At 72.8% G+C, this 19,382-nt stretch carries 17 protein-coding genes; 9 read left to right on the top strand and 8 right to left on the bottom strand.

Features of this window, described 5'->3' with window-relative positions:
- Positions 1-106 precede the first annotated feature (106 nt).
- A complete protein-coding gene (locus AB0O19_RS21145; RefSeq protein WP_363621365.1) occupies positions 107-601 on the bottom strand; it encodes a GNAT family N-acetyltransferase in 495 nt (164 codons plus the stop codon).
- A 163-nt stretch (positions 602-764) separates the two neighbouring features.
- On the opposite strand from AB0O19_RS21145, the gene AB0O19_RS21140 reads away from it, so the two are divergent.
- On the top strand, positions 765-1,022 hold the full coding sequence (locus AB0O19_RS21140) for an exodeoxyribonuclease VII small subunit (RefSeq protein WP_363585442.1): 258 nt from the start codon (positions 765-767) through the stop codon (positions 1,020-1,022).
- 113 nt (positions 1,023-1,135) lie between these two features.
- Positions 1,136-1,738 (top strand): malonic semialdehyde reductase, encoded by a 603-nt coding sequence (locus AB0O19_RS21135; protein WP_363585443.1) that lies wholly within the window; start codon positions 1,136-1,138, stop codon positions 1,736-1,738.
- A 155-nt stretch (positions 1,739-1,893) separates the two neighbouring features.
- Here AB0O19_RS21135 and AB0O19_RS21130 read toward each other — a convergent pair whose 3' ends face one another.
- Entirely contained in the window at positions 1,894-2,409 is a 516-nt protein-coding gene (locus AB0O19_RS21130; RefSeq protein ID WP_363621363.1) for a DUF4245 domain-containing protein, read from the bottom strand.
- Positions 2,410-2,645: 236 nt separating this feature from the next.
- On the opposite strand from AB0O19_RS21130, the gene glpX reads away from it, so the two are divergent.
- Positions 2,646-3,686 (top strand): class II fructose-bisphosphatase, encoded by a 1,041-nt coding sequence (gene glpX, locus AB0O19_RS21125; RefSeq protein WP_063347979.1) that lies wholly within the window; start codon positions 2,646-2,648, stop codon positions 3,684-3,686.
- An 87-nt stretch (positions 3,687-3,773) separates the two neighbouring features.
- Here the strand turns inward: glpX and AB0O19_RS21120 are convergent, their stop codons facing one another.
- Together AB0O19_RS21120 and AB0O19_RS21115 are read right to left on the bottom strand one after the other, a co-directional pair.
- Positions 3,774-4,208: a WhiB family transcriptional regulator gene (locus AB0O19_RS21120; RefSeq protein ID WP_350879949.1), complete on the bottom strand. Its 435-nt coding sequence runs from the start codon at positions 4,206-4,208 to the stop codon at positions 3,774-3,776.
- A gap of 262 nt (positions 4,209-4,470) precedes the next feature.
- Positions 4,471-5,256, bottom strand: coding sequence for a DUF1707 domain-containing protein (locus tag AB0O19_RS21115; RefSeq protein WP_363585444.1), 786 nt, complete (start codon positions 5,254-5,256; stop codon positions 4,471-4,473).
- A gap of 145 nt (positions 5,257-5,401) precedes the next feature.
- On the opposite strand from AB0O19_RS21115, the gene AB0O19_RS21110 reads away from it, so the two are divergent.
- On the top strand, positions 5,402-7,069 hold the full coding sequence (locus AB0O19_RS21110; protein ID WP_063347981.1) for a fumarate hydratase: 1,668 nt from the start codon (positions 5,402-5,404) through the stop codon (positions 7,067-7,069).
- Positions 7,070-7,135: 66 nt separating this feature from the next.
- On the opposite strand, the gene AB0O19_RS21105 is transcribed toward AB0O19_RS21110, so the two are convergent.
- Entirely contained in the window at positions 7,136-7,894 is a 759-nt protein-coding gene (locus AB0O19_RS21105; protein ID WP_363585445.1) for a GntR family transcriptional regulator, read from the bottom strand.
- Positions 7,895-8,091: 197 nt separating this feature from the next.
- On the opposite strand from AB0O19_RS21105, the gene AB0O19_RS21100 reads away from it, so the two are divergent.
- Positions 8,092-8,292: a hypothetical protein gene (locus AB0O19_RS21100; RefSeq protein WP_363621361.1), complete on the top strand. Its 201-nt coding sequence runs from the start codon at positions 8,092-8,094 to the stop codon at positions 8,290-8,292.
- A 254-nt stretch (positions 8,293-8,546) separates the two neighbouring features.
- On the opposite strand, the gene AB0O19_RS21095 is transcribed toward AB0O19_RS21100, so the two are convergent.
- Complete coding sequence (locus AB0O19_RS21095) at positions 8,547-8,831, bottom strand: hypothetical protein (protein ID WP_363621359.1); 285 nt, start codon at positions 8,829-8,831, stop codon at positions 8,547-8,549.
- Between the two features lie 214 nt (positions 8,832-9,045).
- On the opposite strand from AB0O19_RS21095, the gene AB0O19_RS21090 reads away from it, so the two are divergent.
- From AB0O19_RS21090 to AB0O19_RS21080, 3 genes are all read left to right on the top strand, one after another.
- The gene (locus AB0O19_RS21090; RefSeq protein ID WP_363621357.1) at positions 9,046-12,009 is read left to right on the top strand and encodes a BTAD domain-containing putative transcriptional regulator; all 2,964 of its coding nucleotides are present in this window, start codon (positions 9,046-9,048) and stop codon (positions 12,007-12,009) included.
- 473 nt (positions 12,010-12,482) lie between these two features.
- Positions 12,483-13,247 carry a class I SAM-dependent methyltransferase gene (locus AB0O19_RS21085; protein ID WP_363585449.1) on the top strand — a complete coding sequence of 255 codons (765 nt, stop codon included), beginning with the start codon at positions 12,483-12,485 and terminating at the stop codon, positions 13,245-13,247.
- An 80-nt stretch (positions 13,248-13,327) separates the two neighbouring features.
- Complete coding sequence (locus AB0O19_RS21080; protein WP_363621355.1) at positions 13,328-15,193, top strand: ATP-binding SpoIIE family protein phosphatase; 1,866 nt, start codon at positions 13,328-13,330, stop codon at positions 15,191-15,193.
- Between the two features lie 94 nt (positions 15,194-15,287).
- On the opposite strand, the gene AB0O19_RS21075 is transcribed toward AB0O19_RS21080, so the two are convergent.
- Positions 15,288-17,468 (bottom strand): MMPL family transporter, encoded by a 2,181-nt coding sequence (locus tag AB0O19_RS21075; RefSeq protein ID WP_363621353.1) that lies wholly within the window; start codon positions 17,466-17,468, stop codon positions 15,288-15,290.
- Between the two features lie 155 nt (positions 17,469-17,623).
- Between AB0O19_RS21075 and AB0O19_RS21070 the strand changes: the two genes are divergently transcribed.
- A complete protein-coding gene (locus AB0O19_RS21070; RefSeq protein ID WP_363621351.1) occupies positions 17,624-18,247 on the top strand; it encodes a TetR family transcriptional regulator in 624 nt (207 codons plus the stop codon).
- A 28-nt stretch (positions 18,248-18,275) separates the two neighbouring features.
- Here AB0O19_RS21070 and AB0O19_RS21065 read toward each other — a convergent pair whose 3' ends face one another.
- A complete protein-coding gene (locus AB0O19_RS21065) occupies positions 18,276-19,301 on the bottom strand; it encodes a LysR substrate-binding domain-containing protein (RefSeq protein WP_363585453.1) in 1,026 nt (341 codons plus the stop codon).
- Between the last annotated feature and the right edge of the window lie 81 nt (positions 19,302-19,382).

The raw sequence follows: 19,382 nt of genomic DNA, 5'->3' as shown, positions 1-19,382 counted from the left end.
GCCCGGCAACGCGGTGGCGGACGGCCAGGCCTCGTAGGAACGCCCGGCAACGCGGTGGCGGACGGCCAGGGCTCGTAGGAACGCCCGGCGTCGCGATGGACGACGGTCAGGCCTCGTAGGAGCGCTGCCGGGAGAGCGCGCGGGAGTGCTCGCCGAAGCCGAGGCTGCGGTAGAGCGCCTCGCCGCCACTGCTGGCGTGCAGGTCGATCCGGCCGACCCGCTGGTCGTCGAACCAGTCCAGCAGCGCCTCGGTGCAGGCCCGGGCGTAGCCGCGCAGCCGGTGGCCGGGGTCGGTGCAGATGTTGAAGACGAAGCCGAACCGGCCGTCCGGGTTTCCCGGCGCGGGCAGCCGGTGCTCCAGCGTGCCGACCGCGCAGGCGGCGAGCCGGCCGGGCCGCCGCGGATCGTCCACCACGAAGGACGGCATGGTCAGTTCCCCGGCCGGGGCGGCGAGGCGCTCGCGCAGTATCCGCTCGGCGGTGGCCTGCCAGGGCCCCGGCCCGGTCAGGCCGGCCATGCCGGGCATCGCCTCGAACATCAGGTTGCGCAGCCGGACGAGCTCGGGGGCGTCGGTCGGAGCGGCGGGTCGGACCGTGATCATGCGGCGGAGGGTAGCGCCGCCGGCCGGCCGGTTGCATCCGATTTCGCCGCTGCCTCCACCGCTGCCTCCACCCGCCGCCTTCGCCCTGCCGCTTTCACCCCGCCACGGCCGTTGCGTCGGTGCTGCGCGGGCGCTGTCGGCTCCAGCCCCTACGCTGGCACGCATGGCAGAGCAGCAGGAGCAGCAGGACGCGGCGGCACCGACCCCGGACGACGCGCTGGGCTACGAGCACGCCCGGGACGCGCTGCTGGAGGTGGTCCGGCAGCTGGAGAACGGCGGGACGTCGCTGGAGGAGTCGCTGGCGCTGTGGGAGCGCGGCGAGCAGCTGGCGAAGGTGTGCCAGCGCTGGCTGGACGGCGCCCGGGCCCGGCTGGACGCGGCGCTGGCCGCCGAGGAGGACGGGGCCGCGGGCGGGCAGTGACGCGGCTCACAGTAGGCCGGGGAATCGTTGAAACTTCATCCATGTTGAGATGGTGTGACCGGCCACGGCCGGTCAATCCGACGAACCCCCTCCCGCATGAGGTGCAGACAAGCATGACCACCGACGCCCTGGTACTCGACGCCGCCGCTCAGGACCTGCTGTTCCGCGAGGCCCGCACCGCGAACACCTTCACCGACGAGCCGGTGACCGAGGAGCAGGTCCAGGCCATCTACGAGCTGGTCAAGTACGGCCCGACCGCCTTCAACCAGCAGCCGCTGCGCGTCGTCCTGGTCCGCTCGACCGAGGGTCGCGAGCGCCTCGTCCAGCACCTGGCGGACGGCAACAAGGCCAAGACCAGCACCGCCCCGCTGGTCGCCATCCTCGCCGCGGACAACGAGTTCCACGAGGAGCTGCCGACCCAGTTCCCGCACTTCCCGCAGGCCAAGGACGTGTTCTTCTCCGAGCGCACCGTCCGCGAGCGCTCCGCCTCGCTGAACGGCGCGCTGCAGGCCGCCTACTTCATCATCGGCGTGCGCGCCGCCGGCCTGGCCGCCGGCCCGATGACCGGCTACGACGCCGAGGGCATCAACAAGGAGTTCTTCGGCGACGGCGAGCACTCGGTGCTGGCCGTGGTCAACATCGGCAAGCCGGGCGACGACGCGTGGTTCCCGCGCTCGCCGCGCCTGGAGTACGACCAGGTCGTCACCACGGTCTGATCCGCCGCACGCGCGAGGGCCCGCACCGGTTCGTCCGGTGCGGGCCCTCTCCGTATGCGCACGGGGGCGTTCGGGGTCGTACGGGCGCGTCCGCGGGGCGTTCGCGGGGGCGTACGGAGCCGTTCCCCCCCCGGGGGTGACCCGGGGGGCACGGGCTACTTGAGCGCCTGGGCCAGCTCGGCCAGTTCCTCGTAGGAGGCGGTGCCGGTGAGCACGGTGGTCGCGTCACCGGTCTGCACGGTCAGGGCGCGGGACTTCTCGCCCTGCACCCGCTCCCAGGTGCGCCCGGCGACCTCCGAGGTGCCGTCCGGCTTGCCGCCCGCGATCTTGTCGGCCAGCAGCGCGTCGCGCGGGACGTCGCTCTGCTCGACCGCCGCGTACTGGCCGGACGGCGTGACGAAGCCCAGGTGCCAGGCGTTGCCCTTGCCCTTGCTGATCGCGGCCGGCTGGTAGCCGACGGAGGTGGCCCGCCACCGGTCGGACAGCCCGTCCGGGGAGAGCAGCGGGTACGGCGCGCCGCGCTTCGCGGAGGCCGCCGCCACCTTGTACTCGACCACGTGCACCGGGTCGCTGTTCGCGTCGTGCGGAAGGAACAGGTACCCGATCCAGACCACGGCGCCGACCGCCAGCATCGACAGGACCATGTCCCGTACGGTCTCCCGGCCCCTCATGCGTTTGCTCTCTCCAGCCACCCCCACATGGTGACTCATCCCTACGGCGGTACGGCCACCCGGGGTGCCCGCGTACGGGTGAAGCGGGACGAACCGACCTGGTCGGGCGCCGGGTGGCGACCCGCGCCACAGACAGTCATCTCATAGGCAGATACGATCGCAGGACCCTCACCACGGCGTTCGACCAGGCAGTAGTCGGGCGCTTACTGGCCGTCGCGTACAGAGAGGTAACGACGATGACCACGCAGTACCCGAACCACCTTCCCAGCGCCCTGGAGGTCGCGCCCGAGGCTCCGGACCGGAACCTCGCGCTCGAACTCGTCCGGGTCACCGAGGCGGCCGCGATGGCCGCCGGCCGGTGGGTCGGCCGTGGCGACAAGAACGGCGCGGACGGCGCCGCCGTCAAGGCGATGCGCACCCTCGTCTCGACCGTCTCGATGAACGGCGTGGTCGTCATCGGGGAGGGCGAGAAGGACGAAGCCCCGATGCTCTACAACGGCGAGCGGGTCGGCGACGGCACCGGCGCCGAGTGCGACGTCGCGGTCGACCCGGTCGACGGCACCACGCTCACCGCCAAGGGCATGAACAACGCCGTCGCCGTCCTGGCCGTCGCCGACCGCGGCACCATGTTCGACCCCAGCGCCGTGTTCTACATGGACAAGCTGGTGGCCGGCCCCGAGGCCGCCGAGTTCGTCGACATCACCGCCCCCGCGGCCGTCAACATCCGCCGGGTCGCCAAGGCCAAGGGCAGCGCCGTCGAGGACGTCACCGTCGTCGTCCTCGACCGCCCGCGCCACGACGGCCTGGTCCGGGAGATCCGCGAAGCGGGCGCCCGGATCAAGTTCATCTCCGACGGCGACGTGGCCGGCGCCATCATGGCCGCCCGCGAGGGCACCGGCGTCGACCTGCTGATGGGCATCGGCGGCACCCCCGAGGGCATCATCGCGGCCTGCGCCATGAAGTGCATGGGCGGCGTCATCCAGGGCCGGCTGTGGCCCAAGGACGACGCCGAGCGGCAGAAGGCCCTCGACGCAGGCCACGACCTGGACCGGGTGCTCACCACCGACGACCTGGTCAGCGGCGAGAACGTGTTCTTCGTCGCCACCGGCATCACCGACGGCGAGCTGCTGCGCGGCGTGCACTACCGCCAGGAGACCGCCACCACCAGCTCGCTGGTGATGCGCTCCAAGAGCGGCACGATCCGCGAGATCAACTCCGTCCACAAGCTGTCGAAGCTGCGGGCCTACAGCGCGATCGACTTCGACCGCGCCAACTGACACCGGGCGACCGCACCCGCGGCCTCGGCGGAATCCCCCTCCGCCGAGGCCGCGGCGCGTCCGGCCCGGGGCGCACCAGGAGCCCCGTCAGCCCGCTATCCGCCGCTGCCCCGCGACCACCCGGGTCGCCTCGCGCAGCTCCGACTCCCGGCGGCGGCGACGGGCCAGCACCACCCGGCGCTCGGCGGCCGTCAGCCCGCCCCAGACCCCGTACGGCTCCGGCTGCGCCAGCGCGTGCTCGCGGCACTCCAGCAGCACCGGACACCGGGCGCACACCTGCTTCGCCTGCTCCTCGCGCGACAGCCGGGCCGCCGTCGGCTCCTTCGAGGGCGCGAAGAACAGCCCCACCTCGTCCCGCCGGCAGGCCGCGCCGGTGTGCCAGGGGCTGTCCTCGCCCGAGGACGCGCCCTGGGCGGCGGTCTGGGGGCCCTGGCCGCCCGGGGGGTGCGGCTGCGGACTGCGCTCCAGCAACTGCGCGGCGGCGACGGGCGAGGTGGTGCGGGACTCGATCGGATGCAGCACGGCCGTACTCCTGACGAGACTCTCGGACACGGGGAAGCTCGCTCCCCTGCCCGGCTGCGAGCCCCCGCTGTCCAACCCCGAGTCGGCCGCTGGGCCGCCTCCGGTGCGCAGCCGTACAAGAAGCGATGTGCGGAAGGAACTACCCCGCCCGCCCGCGATTCATGCACACTGCACGCAATCGACTACGGAGCGCACCGGAGACAACGCGGAACGCCCGGCCGGGAGTTGATCCCCGGCCGGGCGTTCGACCCGCCAACCCCGACTACTCGGTGCCGAGTTGCTTGCGCACCCACTCCTTGAGCTTCTTGCCCCGGCGCGGCTTGGCCTCGCAACCGCCGAACACCGCGACGCCCTTGACCCGGACCACCGGCGCGTACGGGTCCGCCGCCGTCTGCTCCTTGACGTCGAATCCGCCGAAGATGCCGACGCCGCCGCCGTGCAGGCTCACGTTCTCCGGCACCCGGATCTCGACGCCGCCGAACAGCGCCGTCACCTCGATCTCCACCTCGGGCGACTCGAAGACGGCGTCGGTCAGGTCGATCTCCACCCCGCCGAACGCCGCGAACGCCTTCAGGTGCGACCCCACCCGCCAACGGCCCTTGCGGGACGAGCCGCCGAAGATCGCCACCATCGACGGCGACTCCTGGCGCGCGGGCGGCAGCGCCGGCGTCACCGCACGCGGCGCCGGGGCCTCCAGCGGCGGCTTCTCGAACGACAGCGGCCGGTGGCCCGGCAGGTCCCTGGTCAGCGGCACCAGATCGCCGAAGGTCTTGGCGGCGTACGCGGCCCCGATCCGGTCCGCGTGCTCGTCCGCGTCCAACCGGCCCTCGGCGTAGGCGTCCCGCAGCAGCTCCGCGATCCGCTCGCGGTCGGCGTCCGACACCCGCATCTCCGCCTGCGCCACCGGGGCGTGCGACGGCTGGGTCTGCTGCTCCGGCAGCGGCCGGAGTTGCGGCTGCGGCTCGGGCCGGCTCTCGGGCTTGGTCATCGGTACGGGCGCCGGCACGGACGGCTGCCCCGGATCGTCCTGCGACGGCGAGTTGTCCACGGCCCAAGACTAGTCGCTCGTACGTGCGGCCGAGTGAGCCCGGTCACGCAGGCTGCCCTGTCCGCGTGCGACGCGGAGCCGGGTCCTACCCTTGAGGGTGCTTCGCCGACGCAGCCGGACCACTGGAAACCTAAGGACCGCCCCCATGGCTCCCACGCCAGACTTCGAGTACAGCGACCTGCTCCCCCTGGGCGCTGACCCGACCCCGTACCGCAAGCTGACCTCCGAGGGTGTCTCCACCTTCGAGGCCGGCGGTCGCACCTTCCTCCAGGTCGAGCCCGAGGCGCTGCGGCTGCTCACCGCCGAGGCGATGCACGACATCTCGCACTACCTGCGCCCCGCCCACCTCGCCCAGCTGCGCCGCATCCTGGACGACCCGGAGGCCAGCCCGAACGACCGCTTCGTCGCGCTCGACCTGCTGAAGAACGTCAACATCTCGGCCGGCGGCATCCTGCCGATGTGCCAGGACACCGGCACCGCCATCGTCATGGGCAAGCGCGGCCAGAACGTGCTCACCGAGGGCGGCGACGAGTCGGCCATCGCGCGCGGCGTCTTCGACGCGTACACCAAGCTCAACCTGCGCTACTCCCAGATGGCCCCGGTGACCATGTGGGACGAGAAGAACACCGGCAACAACCTGCCGGCCCAGATCGAGCTGTACGCCACCGACGGCGGCGCGTACAAGTTCCTCTTCATGGCCAAGGGCGGCGGCTCCGCCAACAAGTCGTACCTGTACCAGGAGACCAAGGCCATCCTGAACGAGGCGAGCATGCTCTCGTTCCTGGAGCAGAAGATCCGCTCCCTCGGCACCGCCGCCTGCCCGCCGTACCACCTGGCGATCGTGATCGGCGGCACCAGCGCCGAGTTCGCGCTCAAGACCGCCAAGTACGCGTCCGCGCACTACCTGGACAACCTGCCGACCTCCGGCGACGCCAAGACCGGCCACGGCTTCCGCGACCTGGAGCTGGAGGCGAAGGTCACCGAGCTGACCCAGAAGATCGGCATCGGCGCCCAGTTCGGCGGCAAGTACTTCTGCCACGACGTGCGGGTCGTCCGCCTGCCGCGCCACGGCGCCTCGCTGCCGGTCGCCATGGCCGTCTCCTGCTCCGCCGACCGCCAGGCGCTCGGCAAGATCACCGCCGAGGGCGTCTTCCTGGAGCAGTTGGAGACCGACCCGGCCAAGTACCTGCCGGACACCACCGACGAGCACCTGGACGACGACGTCGTGCGCGTCGACCTCGACCAGCCGATGTCCGCGATCCGCGCCGAGCTGTCCAAGTACCCGGTCAAGACCCGGCTCTCGCTCACCGGCACCCTGGTCGTCGCCCGCGACATCGCCCACGCCAAGATCAAGGAGCGCCTGGACGCCGGCGAGGGCATGCCCAAGTACCTCCAGGACCACCCCGTCTACTACGCCGGCCCGGCCAAGACCCCCGAGGGCTACGCCTCCGGCTCCTTCGGCCCCACCACCGCCGGCCGGATGGACTCCTACGTCGACCAGTTCCAGGCCGCCGGCGGCTCCATGGTCATGCTCGCCAAGGGCAACCGCAGCAAGCAGGTCACCGACGCCTGCGCCGCCCACGGCGGCTTCTACCTCGGCTCCATCGGCGGCCCCGCCGCCCGTCTCGCCCAGGACTGCATCAAGAAGGTCGAGGTCCTGGAGTACGCCGAGCTCGGCATGGAGGCCGTCTGGCGCATCGAGGTCGAGGACTTCCCGGCCTTCATCGTGGTCGACGACAAGGGCAACGACTTCTTCCGCGAGACCACCGAGGGCCCGCTGATCACCAGCCTCCGGGTCCGCTCCAAGGAGTAGCCGCGCCGCGCTCGTCGACCGCCCCGGCCGCGTCCGTCGCGACCGGGGCGGCCGCGTTGCGCGTGCTCACGCGTCGAAGTCGTACTCCAGGACGTAGGAGGCGGCGTCGAGGATCATCTCGTTGAGCTCGACGACCTGGCCGTCGTCGGCGAAGGCGGTGCGGCAGATCAGGATGACCGGGGTGCCCGCCGACAGCTCCAGGCGGGCGGCCTCGTCCGCGCCGGGCATCCGGGAGCGGACCTCCTCGCGGAAGTGGACGGGCTTCGCGCCGATCTCGGCCAGCCGGGCGTAGGTGCCGCCCGGGCCGGTGTCCTCGCGGGTGATGGCCGTACCGGCGACCAGGCCGGCCGGCAGGTAGGAGGTCGACAGCAGCACCGGCTTGCCGTCCAGCACGAAGCGGCGGTGCCGTACGCACATCGACGCGCCCGGATCCACTCCCAGCACCCGGGCGACGTGCTCCGGCGCGCCCCGTTCGGTGACGGACACCTGGTCGACCACCAGCAGGCGGTTGTCGATGTCCGCCGACCATATGGACCGGCCCGAGCCCCACTGCCCCTGCGCCAGCCGCTGGATCCCGCGCCGGCGCAGCGGCCGGAAGTCCCGGACGAAGACCCCCGCTCCCCGGCGCGCCTCGGCGATGCCCTCGCTCTGCAGCACGCCGAGCGCCTGACGGGCGGTCATCCGGGCCACGCCGTACTCGTCCATGAGGTCGTTCTCGCCCGGCAGCCGGTCACCCGCGCGGTACCGGCCGTCGTCGATGGCCGCCTTCAGCGTGTCGGCGATCCGTTGGTACTTGGGCTGTTTGTCGCCACTGCTGCCGGTCATCGCCGCTCCCTCTCCCTCGGACAAATCGTAGGCGCGCCCACGGCCGACGGTAAGCCGATACGACCATTGACATCTCTAGAGATATTAGCTTCTCTAGAGATGCTGGGTAGTCGCCGAGCACCACACACACGGACAGCGACCAGGGCGCGGCCCCCACCCGGCGCCGCACCCGCACCAGAACAGCGAGGAGCAGTGCGGTGAGCACCCGTCAGCGCGACTCCGCGGCCTACCGGCCGCACGTGGGTGAACTCGTCCTCGACCGGAGGACCGGACGCACCGGCATCTACATGGACACCATCGGCGGGGAGCACTACCTGCGCCCCGAGGGCGGCGGCCGCGAATGGACCACCGAACCGGGACACGTCGCCCCCGCCCCCGACACCCCGCGATTCACCTGAATGCGATCAGGCCGGTAATTGCGGCAAAACCCACGCAAACCACGATATTCGGGGCCGGCAATCCCTCCGGGTGAATCCGGAATTCCGGAACGCGCCGGGCCCGCCGCCGGGCACGTTACGGATATCACCGGTCACCATGCGTGCACCACGGGCGCGAATCGGCCACCGGCGGACCCGCACACGAATTGGCGCGCGCCTCACCAGCAGCACCCCCGTACCCGGACGGGGCACGGGGGACGCTCGGCCGGAAGGACTTACGGGTGGCCCCAGACAATGCTCTCCGGCTCGTACTTCCCGCCCGGCTTGCCGGTGCCCGGTGCGGCCGGCTCCGGCAGTTGGCCAGCCTCGTCACCGAACTCGCCGTTCTCGATCGCCGCCTTCTCCGCGTCGGACGGCGGGATGTAGCCGGTGGAGTTCGAGGACGCGGCCACCGCGCCCTCGACAGCCTTGCCCGCCTCCACAGCGGCGTCCGGGGTGTCGGTCTGCGTCGCGCTCTCGGGCGTCACCGGCACCGGGGTCTCGCTCTGGTCGTTGGCCATGGGGCGGCCGCCTTTCGGTCATCAAATGTGTTCAGCCCGACCTCCGTGGCGCGGGCGCGCGCACAGTATCGTAAGGTTGATTAAATGTCCGATAAACATCGTGCGGCTTGTGGTGCCGTCCGGCAGAGTCGGGCGTCCGCCTAAGCTGAAGCACCACGGCGGACCGCCGAGCGCCCTTTCACGAAATCGACACCACAGGCCATCGGGGGACTTCATGGAATTTCGGGAGACGCCGCAGACCCCTGCGCTGCGCTTCCAAGTCCTCGGTCCGGTCCAGGCCTGGCTCGACGGCAAGCCCCTATCCCTCGGATCGCCCCAGCAGCAAGCCGTTCTGACCACCCTTCTGCTGCACTCCGGACGCCCGGTCACCACGCAGGACCTGGTCGACGCACTCTGGGGCGAGCGGCCCCCGACCCAGGCGGTGGCCGCGCTCCGCACGTACGTCTCCCGCCTGCGCTCCGTCATCGAGCCCCGGCGGGAGGTGCGCCGACCCGCCGAACTGCTGGTCTCGGTCGCCGACGGCTACGCGCTGCGCATCCCGGGCGGGGCCCTCGACCTGACAGTCTTCGAGCGGCTGTCCGCCGAGGCCGCCGCCGCCCGGACCGCGGGCGACAAGCACGAGGCGCACCGGCTGCTGGTGCAGGCGCTGGACCTGTTCAGCGGCCGTCCGCTCACCGGCATCCCCGGCCCCTACGCCGAAACCCAGCGGCTGCGGCTCGCCGAGCGCCAGGTGGCCGCCGCCGAGGAGCTGTGCGCCGCGGCCCTCGATGTCGGCCTGCACGCCGAGATCGTCGGCGAGCTCAACGGTCTGACGGCCGAACACCCGCTGCGCGAGCGGCTGCGCGAGCTGCTGATGCTGGCGCTGTACCGCTGCGGACGCCAGGCCGAGGCGCTCGGCGTCTACACCGACACCCGCAAGCTGCTGATCGAGGAGCTCGGAGTCGAACCGGGCGCGGGCCTGTCCGCGATGCACAACCGCATCCTCGCGGCCGACCCGGCACTCACCCTCCCCGCCGCACCCGCCCACTCCATCCGCGAGGACGGTCCGGCCACTCCTCCGGCCCCGGCCCAACTCCCGGCCGACGTATCGGACTTCAGCGGGCGCTCGGAACTGGTGGACGACCTCTCGGCGATCCTGATGGACGCCACCGGCCAAGCCGTGGTGGTGACCTCGCTGGCCGGCATCGGCGGGGTCGGAAAGACCACCCTCGCGGTGCACGTCGCCCATCGCGTCCGCACCGAGTTCCCGGACGGGCAGCTGTACGTCGACCTGCGCGGAGCCGGCGCCTCGCCCGCCGACCCGGTGGTCGTGCTGGGCGACTTCCTGCACGCGCTCGGCGTCACCGAGAACCCCGACTCGCTGGAACAGCGCGCCGCGCTGTACCGCTCGCTGCTCGCCAACCGGCGGATGCTCATCCTGCTCGACAACGCGCGCGACGCCGACCAGATCCGGACCCTCATCCCCGGCGTCTCCGGCTGCGCGGTGCTCGCCACGAGCCGGTCCCGGCTGGCGGGGATCCCCGGCGCCCAGCTGTTCGACGTCGAGGAACTGACCCCGGACGAGGCGCTGGCGCTCTTCTCGGCCATCGTCGGCGAGGAGCGGGTCGCCGCCGAACCGGAGGCGGCCATGAAGGTGGTCACCTCCTGCGGCTTCCTGCCGTTGGCCGTCCGCATCGCCGCCGCCCGGCTGGCCAGCCGCCCACGGTGGAGCGTCTCCGACCTGGCCAGACGGTTAGCCGACCAACGACGGCGGCTGGACGAACTCCAGCTCGGCAACCTCGCCGTGGAGACCACCATCGGGCTCGGCTACGGGCAGCTCTCCACGGACGAGGCCCGCGCCTTTCGGCTGCTCGCCCTGATCGACTCCCCGGACATCCCGCTGCCCGCCGCCGCGGCGCTGCTCGGCGTGGACGAGTACACCGCCGAGGACCTCGCCGAGGCACTGGTCGAGGCGAACATGCTGGAGTGTTTCACCCCCGGCCGTTACCGCTACCACGACCTGCTCCGGCTCTACGCCCAGCGGAAGAACGAGCGGATCGGAGACACTGGGGAGCAGGAGCAGGCGGTACTACGGCTGCTCGACCTGCTGATCCCGACCGTGCGTAACGCCGCCCAGGTCATCGAACCGGACGACCCGCTGCCCGAACTGCTGACCCCGCTCACCTCGTCGGGGCTCGATCTGCCGACAAGCGGCACCGCACAGGACTGGCTCCGGACCGAGGGCGCCCTGCTGCTCAGCGCCGTCGAGGCCTCCGCGGGCAGCCCCGGCGCCCCGCAGCGCGCAGCCGTCGACCTGCTGAACAACCTCTTCAGCATCGACCCGGACCCGACCCGGAGCCCGCGCATGCTCCGAGCCCTGGAGGTCATCGGCCACGACGCGGAGCTGCGTCGCGACCCGTCCGAACTCGCCTTGGCGTACTTCGCACTGGGCACCCTGCAGTCCCGCACCAGCGACTTCCAGGGCGCCGAGCAATCCCTTCGCCGGAGCCTCGGCCACCAAGCGCCGGACGACTCAACCGTCCTGCTCCTGGGTACGGCGAACACGCTGGGAGTGATCCTGAGCCTGAGCAACCGTCCGGCCGAGGCGCTGCCGCTCCTCGAACAGGCTCGGGCCACCAGCCAGGCCGTCGGTGCGCCGGTCGCCGAGGCGCGGATCGTCAGCAACATGGCCCGGGTGCAGAACCGGCTCGGCATGACCGAGACGGCGATCAAGTCGGCCCGCGACGGTGTCACAGCCGCCCGGACGTCCAAGAACGGCCCGCTGCTGGCGCAGACGCTCTACCAGCTGGGCGTGGTGCTTCCCGGCGGCGAGGCCGTCCCGCACCTGCGGGAGGCGCAGCGGCTCTACCAATCCCAGCAGAACCCCCTTTGGGAGGGTTACACCCTGGCCCGCCTCGCCTCCGCGCTGCTCGTCGCCGAGCAGCACGCCGACGCCGCGTCGGCGGCCGGTGAGTCACTGGCGATCGCCCAGGAGCTGGACTCCGCCTACTGCCAGGGCCTGGCCAACGCCGCGCTGGGCGAGTCGCTGCTCGCCCTGGCCCAGCCGGCCCGCGGACTCGCCTGCCTGCGCGAGGCGCACGCGATCTTCACGCGGCTCGGTGTGCCGGAGGCCTCCCCCGTGGCGGACCTCATCTCCCAACAGCACACCGAGCCTCCCCCATCTTCCCCAGCGCCGTAGGTCTCCGCCCCCCCCGGCAGAGCCCCTACCCCCGTTGTGCGCGTCGGCGCCCCCGCAGCCCCCCGGCTGCGGGAGCGCCCTCAACGCTTCCCCGGCGCTGGACTCCACTCTGCACCCCGGCGATTGACGTTCGATAAACGCCCGACGGCCGGCCCTCGCCCCGGCGAAACCGCAGGTCAGCCGTTCCACCACGGCGCGCCATGCGGCGCGCGGAGCCCGCGCGCACCACCCCCGCCCGCACCGTCGTGCTTCCGCAACCCCGTCCACACCGGCCCAAGCATGACGAGTTGGCTGGAAAGGGACCCCATGGCGCAGAGATCACGCATATTCTCAGATGCCAGTACACACACGAGTGTCTGCCGGCAACGTGTGGGCCGGCGAGGCAGGACGGGCGCCGGGGCGGACGGCATCCCGCTCCCGTGCGGCCGCGTGCAGCCGGCCGGAGGCCACGGGTGGAAGGGTGCCTCTCAATCGTGACGACCGGACAGATATCCGACTCGTTCCCCGTCGACGAGGACGCGGGAGACGACGGGCCCGACGTGCGGCGGCGCCGGGCGGCGCGTGCCCTGCAAGCCGTCGCCTTCGACACCATCGGCGCCGGGTACGGCGAGGCGTTCCCGGCCAAGGACGGGCAGCTGGCCTGCGGACGGCAGCTGCTGGCCGAGCTCGAACCCGGCGCGCGGGTGCTGGACGTGGGCTGCGGCACCGGGGACCCGACGGTCCGGCAGCTGGTCGCGGGCGGGCTGCGGGTGACCGGGATAGACCTCTCGGACGTGATGCTCTCGCTGGCCCGGCAGGCCCGGTTCCCGGGCGAACACCCGCCGGAGTTCCATCGGATCGACCTGTTCGATCTGGCCACCGAGCGCGCCGGGCAGGTCTGGAACGCCCCCGGGCTGGGGCCGCTGGGCAAGGACGGGTTCGCCGCCGTCACCGCGTTCTTCTCGCTGATCCTGCTGCCGCAGGACGAGATCCCGACCGTGCTCGCGCGGCTGCGCGAACTCCTCCGGCCGGGCGGACTGCTGGCGCTCGGTATGGTCGAGGCGGATCTGGATCACGTTCCGCTTCCGTTCCTTGGCAGAGAGCTGCGGATCAGTGGGTATCTGAGGGAGGATCTGGAGCGGGTTCTAGTCACGGCGGGCTTCGCCGTCGAGGAGTGCTCGGGGCATCCGTACGCGCCGGCCAGCACCACGCTGCCGCCGGAGGAACAGCTGTTCCTGTGCTGTCGACGCGTCGGCTGACCCACCGCACGGCAGCAGGGCCCGCCAGCAGGACACCGCAGACCACCACAGAGACCACACCGAATCCAGGACAGGCAGCCGTGCGCGACCAGCTCAAGACCGAGGCCGGACAGCCGCCTGCCGTCCCGGGCCAGCGCGGCCTGCCCCTGGCACCGGCACCGGCACCGGCGCACCAACCGACCGCGCGCCCGGAGCGCGAGGACGTGGCGGGCCGGCTCGGCTACCTCGACCTGGCCACCCGGCGGATCAACAGCGCGCTCGACCTGTCCGCGACGCTGCGCAACATCGGCCGGGTGCTCGTCCCCACGCTGGCCGACGCCGCCGTGGTCCACCTGCGCGATCCGCTGCCCAACGTCGAGCGCGAGCCCGGCTTCCCGGACGAGCTGCGGATCCACCACAGCACCGGCACCCGGATCGGGCGACGCGGCCGGCCGAGCGGCGCGGACGACCGGCACCGCTCCCGGTACGGCTCCCGCTCCACCGCCGACACCGGCCCCGCCACCCCGGTGACCCGCGGCGGGGCGCTCGCGCACGCCCTGCTGAGCCGCCGTCCCGCCGAGTCCGCGGTGCTCGGCACGCCCGGCGCCGAACGCACCGAGGCGCTGCTGCGCGAGCTGTACGGCACCCGCGGGCTGGCCCGCCTGGCCGCGGGCACGTCGGTGCTGGCCCTGCCGCTGCGCGGCCGCAAGGCCGTGCTCGGCCTGCTGGTGCTGATCCGCCGCCCTCCTGAACGCACCGGCCGGCCCGCCTTCGACGCCGCCGACACCGCGACCGCCGCGCACCTCGCCACCCAGGCGGGGCTGGCGGTGGACACCGCCCTGCGGTACGCCCGCGAGTGGGAGATAGCCAACGAACTCCAGCGCAGCATGCTGCCGTTGCGCCTGCCGCAGCCGCACGGCGTCCGCCTCGCCCAGCGCTACCTGCCGGGCGAGCGCGGCGCGCAGGTCGGCGGCGACTGGTACGACGCCGTGCCGCTGCCCGGCAACCGGGTCGCCCTGATCGTCGGCGACGTGATGGGCCACTCGCTCACCTCGGCCGCCATCATGGGCCAGCTGCGCACCAGCGCCCAGACCTTGGCCGCCCTCGACCTGCCGCCGCACGAGGTGCTCTACCACCTGGACGAGCAGGCCCAACGGCTCGGCCGCGAACAGCACCTGGCGACCTGCGTGTACGCGGTGTACGACCCGATCGCCAACCGGGTGGTGCTGGCCAACGCCGGGCACGTCCCGCCCGTCCTGGTCCGGCCGGACGGCACCGCCGAGTTGGTGGAGCTGGACTCCGGGGCCCCGATCGGGGTCGGCGGGGTGGACTTCAACTCGGTCGAACTTCCCGCCCCGCCCGGCTCGGCCCTGCTGCTGTTCACCGACGGCCTGGTGGAGACCCGCAGCCGCCCGATCAGCGACGGCCTGGAGGTCCTCCGCGCCCGGATCGCCGCCGCCCGCTGGCAGTCCCCCGAGCAGCTGTGCCAGGAGGCGCTGCGGATCCTGCCGCCCGGCGACCGCGGCGACGACATCGCCCTGCTGGGCGCGTGCTTCGACGGCATCCCGGCCGGGGACGTCGCGCACTGGTACCTCCAGCCGCGCAACGAGACGCCCGGCCGGGCCCGCCGGCTGGCCGCCCACACGCTGCGCCGCTGGGGGCTCGGCGAGCTCAGCGAGGCGACCGAGCTGATGATCAGCGAGCTGGTGACCAACGCCGTCCAGCACGCGACCCGCCCGGTCACCCTGAGCCTGGTGCGCACCACTCGGCTGCGCTGCGAGGTCGGCGACGACAGCCCGCTGCTGCCGCGGCCGCGCCGTACCGGGCCGGAGGACGAACGCGGTCGCGGCCTGCAGATAGTGGCCCGGTGCGCGGACCGCTGGGGCGCCACCCGGCTGGGCACCGGCAAGGTGGTCTGGTTCGAGCAGCGACTGCCCCAACCGCCCGTCGAGCAACGGCTACCGTAACCGCCCGCAACCACCCGCAGCCGCCCGTCGAGCAACGGCTGCCGCGGCACGCGGGCGCCCGACGGGACCGGCCCGCCGAGCGCCCGGGAGCGGTTCAGACCCCGGCCGGCTCCTTCGCCGGCTGCTGCTCCAGCCGCGCGATCAGCTGCTCGCCCTCCATGTCGACCCGCGGCACGACCTTCTCCAGCCTCTTCGGGAACCACCAGGCGGCCTTGCCGAACAGCGCCATCGCGGCCGGCACCAGCGCCATCCGCACCACGAAGGCGTCCACCAGCACGCCCACCGCGAGGGCGAAGCCGATCGGCTGCACGATCGGGTCGTGGCCGAAGACGAACGAGCCGAACACCGACACCATGATCAGCGCCGCCGCCGTGACCACCCGGGCGCCGCCGCGCACCCCGGCCACCACGGCGTCCCGCGGCGCCTTCCCGTGGACGTACTGCTCCTTCATCCCGGAGACCAGGAACAGCTCGTAGTCCATCGCCAGCCCGAACAGCACGCCGATCAGCAGGATCGGCACGAAGCTCACCACCGGCCCGACCTTCGGCACGTCGATCAGGCCGTCCAGCCAGCCCCACTGGTAGACCGCGACCACCGCACCGAGCGAGGCGGTGATGCTGAGCAGGAAGCCGGCCACCGCCTTGAGCGGGACGAGCACCGAGCGGAACGCCAGCGCCAGCAGTACCACCGCGATGCCGACGATCACCGCGAGGAACGGCGGCAGTGCCTGGCCGAGCTTGGTGGAGACGTCGATGTTGGCGGCGGTGGTGCCGGTGACGGCGATGTCCGCGCCGGTCGAGGTCTTGAGCGGCGCGCGCTGGTCTCGGATCTCGTTGACCAGTGTCCTGGTGCCGGCGTCGTCCGGTCCGGTCCGCGGGATGACGGTGAGCAGGGCGGTGCGCCCGGCCTGGTCGACGGCCGGGGGCAGCAGTGTCCGCACGCCCGGCAGGGTCTGCAGCCCGGCCGCCACCCCCTGCACCGCCTGCTCCGGCTGCGGCACGCCCCCGGCGTCCACGACGACCACCAGTGGCGCGTTGAAGCCCGGCCCGAAGCTCTCGCCGACCAGGTCGTAGGCCTTGCGCGCATCGGTGCCGGCGGCCTGCGAGCCGCCGCCCGGCAGGCCGAGCCGGAGGCTCGCGGCGGGCACCGCGAGCAGGCCCAGTCCGGCCAGTCCGACGAGCAGCACGGCCAGCGGGCGGCGGACCACGAAGCGGCCCCAGCGCTCGCCCAGGGTGGTGCGGCTGCCGGTGCGCAGCGCCCGCTTCCAGACCGGCAGCCGGTCGATGGCGCGGCCGGCGAAGCCGAGCAGCGCGGGCAGCAGCGTGATCGCGACCAGGACGGCCACCACGACGGCGCCGGAGGCGGCCAGGCCCATCACGGTCAGGAAGGGGACGCCGGCGACGGCGAGCCCGGCGAGCGCCACGACCACGGTGAGGCCGGCGAAGACGACGGCGCTGCCGGCGGTGGCGGTGGCGCGGGCGGCGGCCTCGTCCGGCTCCAGGCCCTCGTCCAGGTGGCGGCGGTGCCGGGAGAGGATGAACAGCGCGTAGTCGATGCCGACGGCGAGACCGACCATCAGGGCCAGCACCGGCGCGGTGGTGATGATCTCGAACGAGCCGGACAGCGCCATGATCGCGGCCATCGCCACACCGACCCCGACCAGCGCGGTCAGCAGCGGCAGCCCGGCGGCGACCAACGAGCCGAGGGTGATCACCAGGACCACCCCGGCGACGGCCAGACCGATCGCCTCGCCGCCGTCGACCTGCGCCATCCGGTTGTACGCGTCACCGCCGAAGGCGACGTCCAGCCCGGCCGCGCGGGCCGGTTCGGCGGCGGCCTTGACGGCCTCGCGCTGCTGGTCGGTGACGTCGGCGAGCTTGTGGTCGAAGGAGACCAGGGCGATCGCGACCCGGCCGTCCGGTGAGACGGCGTGGGTGGCGTACGGGTCGGGCACGGCGGCCACGCCGGGGACGGCGGTGATCCGGGCGACCGCCTCGCTGACCGCCCTGCCCGCCTCGGGCGTGGTGGCGCCGCCGGGCGCGGGGGCCGCGAAGACGACCTGGGCGGAGCCGTGGCCCTGCTCCGGGAAGGTGTCCTTGATCCGGTCCAGGGTGGTCTGCGCCTCGGTGCCCGGCACCTTGAACTCGTCGCTGGTCTTGCCGGCGAAGGCACCCGCGGCCCCACCGATCGCGATCAGCACCGCGATCCAGACCGCCAGCACCGCCCGCCGTCTCCGGAAGCAGTAGCGGCCCAGTCGGTAGAGGTGCGTGGCCATGGGTGACCCCTCGGTCAGGTCGTCGGGCAGGCAGGTGCCTGAACAGGTCGCGGTCCACCGTACGCGCAATATTGTCAGGCGACAAAGTTGGTCGACAGAATCAAGTGACGGAATCATTCGACGCAGTTATCCGACCATGGCGATACCCTGGCTGGATGGCTCATGTCCCCGCCTCCGAACGCCGACCGCAACTGGTCCAGGCCGCCCTCGACCTGATGACCCGGGAGGGGGTCGCCGCCGGCAGCACCCGGGCGATCGCGGCCGAGCTGGGCGTGGCGCAGGCGACGGTGCACTACACCTTCGGCACCAAGAAGGACCTCTACCGGGCCGTCGTCGAGCAGCTGACCGCCGAGTTCATCGGCCACGTCCGCGCCGCCTACCCGGGCGACGGCTCCTTCGGCGAACAGGTCGCCACGCTGGTCCACGCGCTCTGGGAGAGCTCGACCGGCACGGACGGGCGCTGCGCGCTGCTGGGCGAGTTCGCGGCGCTGGCGATGCGCGACCCGGACCTACAGGAGATCATGCGGGCGCTCCAGCACGGGATCGAACGCACCGCGGCGGAGATGCTCACGACCCTCGCCGAGGCGCACGGCCTCGAACTGGCCATGCCCGCCGAGGAGATCGCCGTCCACTTCCTCACCGGCTTCGACGGTCTCACCGACCGCTACCTGGCCCTGCGCGCGCCCGGCGAGCAGCCCGACCACGGCACCCTGCGGGCCCTGGACCTGCTGGTGGCCACCACGGTCGGGCTCTGCCTCGGCGCCCCGGCGAAGCCGTGAGGCCGTGAGGCCGTAGGACCGCAGGCCGCTAGGAGGCGATCCGGACCGGGAGTTCGGCCAGCACCTCGCGCAGCGCGGCCGCGAAGCGCTCGTACTCGGTGCTGCGGGCCGAGCCCGGGCGGGTGGCCAGCCCGATCCGGCGGCCGGGGGCCGGGGCGGCGAAGCGGACGGCGGCCAGCCGGTCGGTGCGGCCGGCCTCGACGTCCAGCGCGGTGGCGGGCAGCAGCGTCACCCCGAGGCCGCCGGCGACCAGTTGGACCAGGGTGGACAGGCCGGCCGCGCGGGTGGTGGAGCCCCCGGGATCGGCACCGACCTCACGGCAGATGTCGAGGGCCTGGTCGCGCAGGCAGTGGCCCTCCTCCAGCAGCAGCACGTCCAGGTCGAGCAGCACGTCGCGCGGGACGTCGATGCGCCCGGCGAGCGGGTGCTCGGGCGGGGTGACCAGGACGAAGTCCTCGTCGAACAGGGGGATGTCGCGGGTCGGCGAGGTACCGCCGGCCGGGAGCGCGAGCAGCAGGACGTCCAGCCGCCCGGCGGCCAGCCCCTCCAGCAGCGCGGGGGTGCGCTCCTCGTGGACGTGCAGCTCCAGCTCCGGGAAGCGGTCTCGGACCAGCCGCAGCACGGTGGGCAGCAGGTAGGGCGCGACGGTCGGGATGACGCCGAGGTGCAGCGGCCCGGTGAACGGGCGGCGGGCGGCCTCGACCTCCTCGGTGAGGGCTTGCAGCGAGGCGAGCACCCGGCGTGCGTGCTCACGCACGCGCTCACCCAGGGGGGTGATAATCACCCTGCGCGTCGTACGCTCGACCAGCTGCGCGCCCAGCGACTCCTCCAGTGCCGCGACCGCCCCGGACAGGGCCGGCTGGCTGGTCCCGGTGGCGGCGGCGGCCTCCCGGAAGTGCCGGTGCTCGGCGACCGCGAGGAAGGCCTTGAGCTGGGCGACGGTCGGCGCCCGGGGGCTGCGGACTGTGGCGCTCGCCACAGCGGCCTCGGGTTTGGCGGCGGCGACCCTGCGGGGGCGGGGCCGCGACGTGGGCGGTTCGGTACTGATAGCCATCTCCGATCAGACACATCAAGTGTAGCTATTTCCCTGATCAGTCCACGATGTGGAAACGTAGGGCGTGTCCGGAATCCGGAC

Origin of the sequence: Kitasatospora sp. NPDC091276, assembly GCF_040684355.1 — a bacterium.
Taxonomy (GTDB): domain Bacteria; phylum Actinomycetota; class Actinomycetes; order Streptomycetales; family Streptomycetaceae; genus Kitasatospora.
This window is presented reverse-complemented; position numbering and strand designations above follow the sequence as displayed.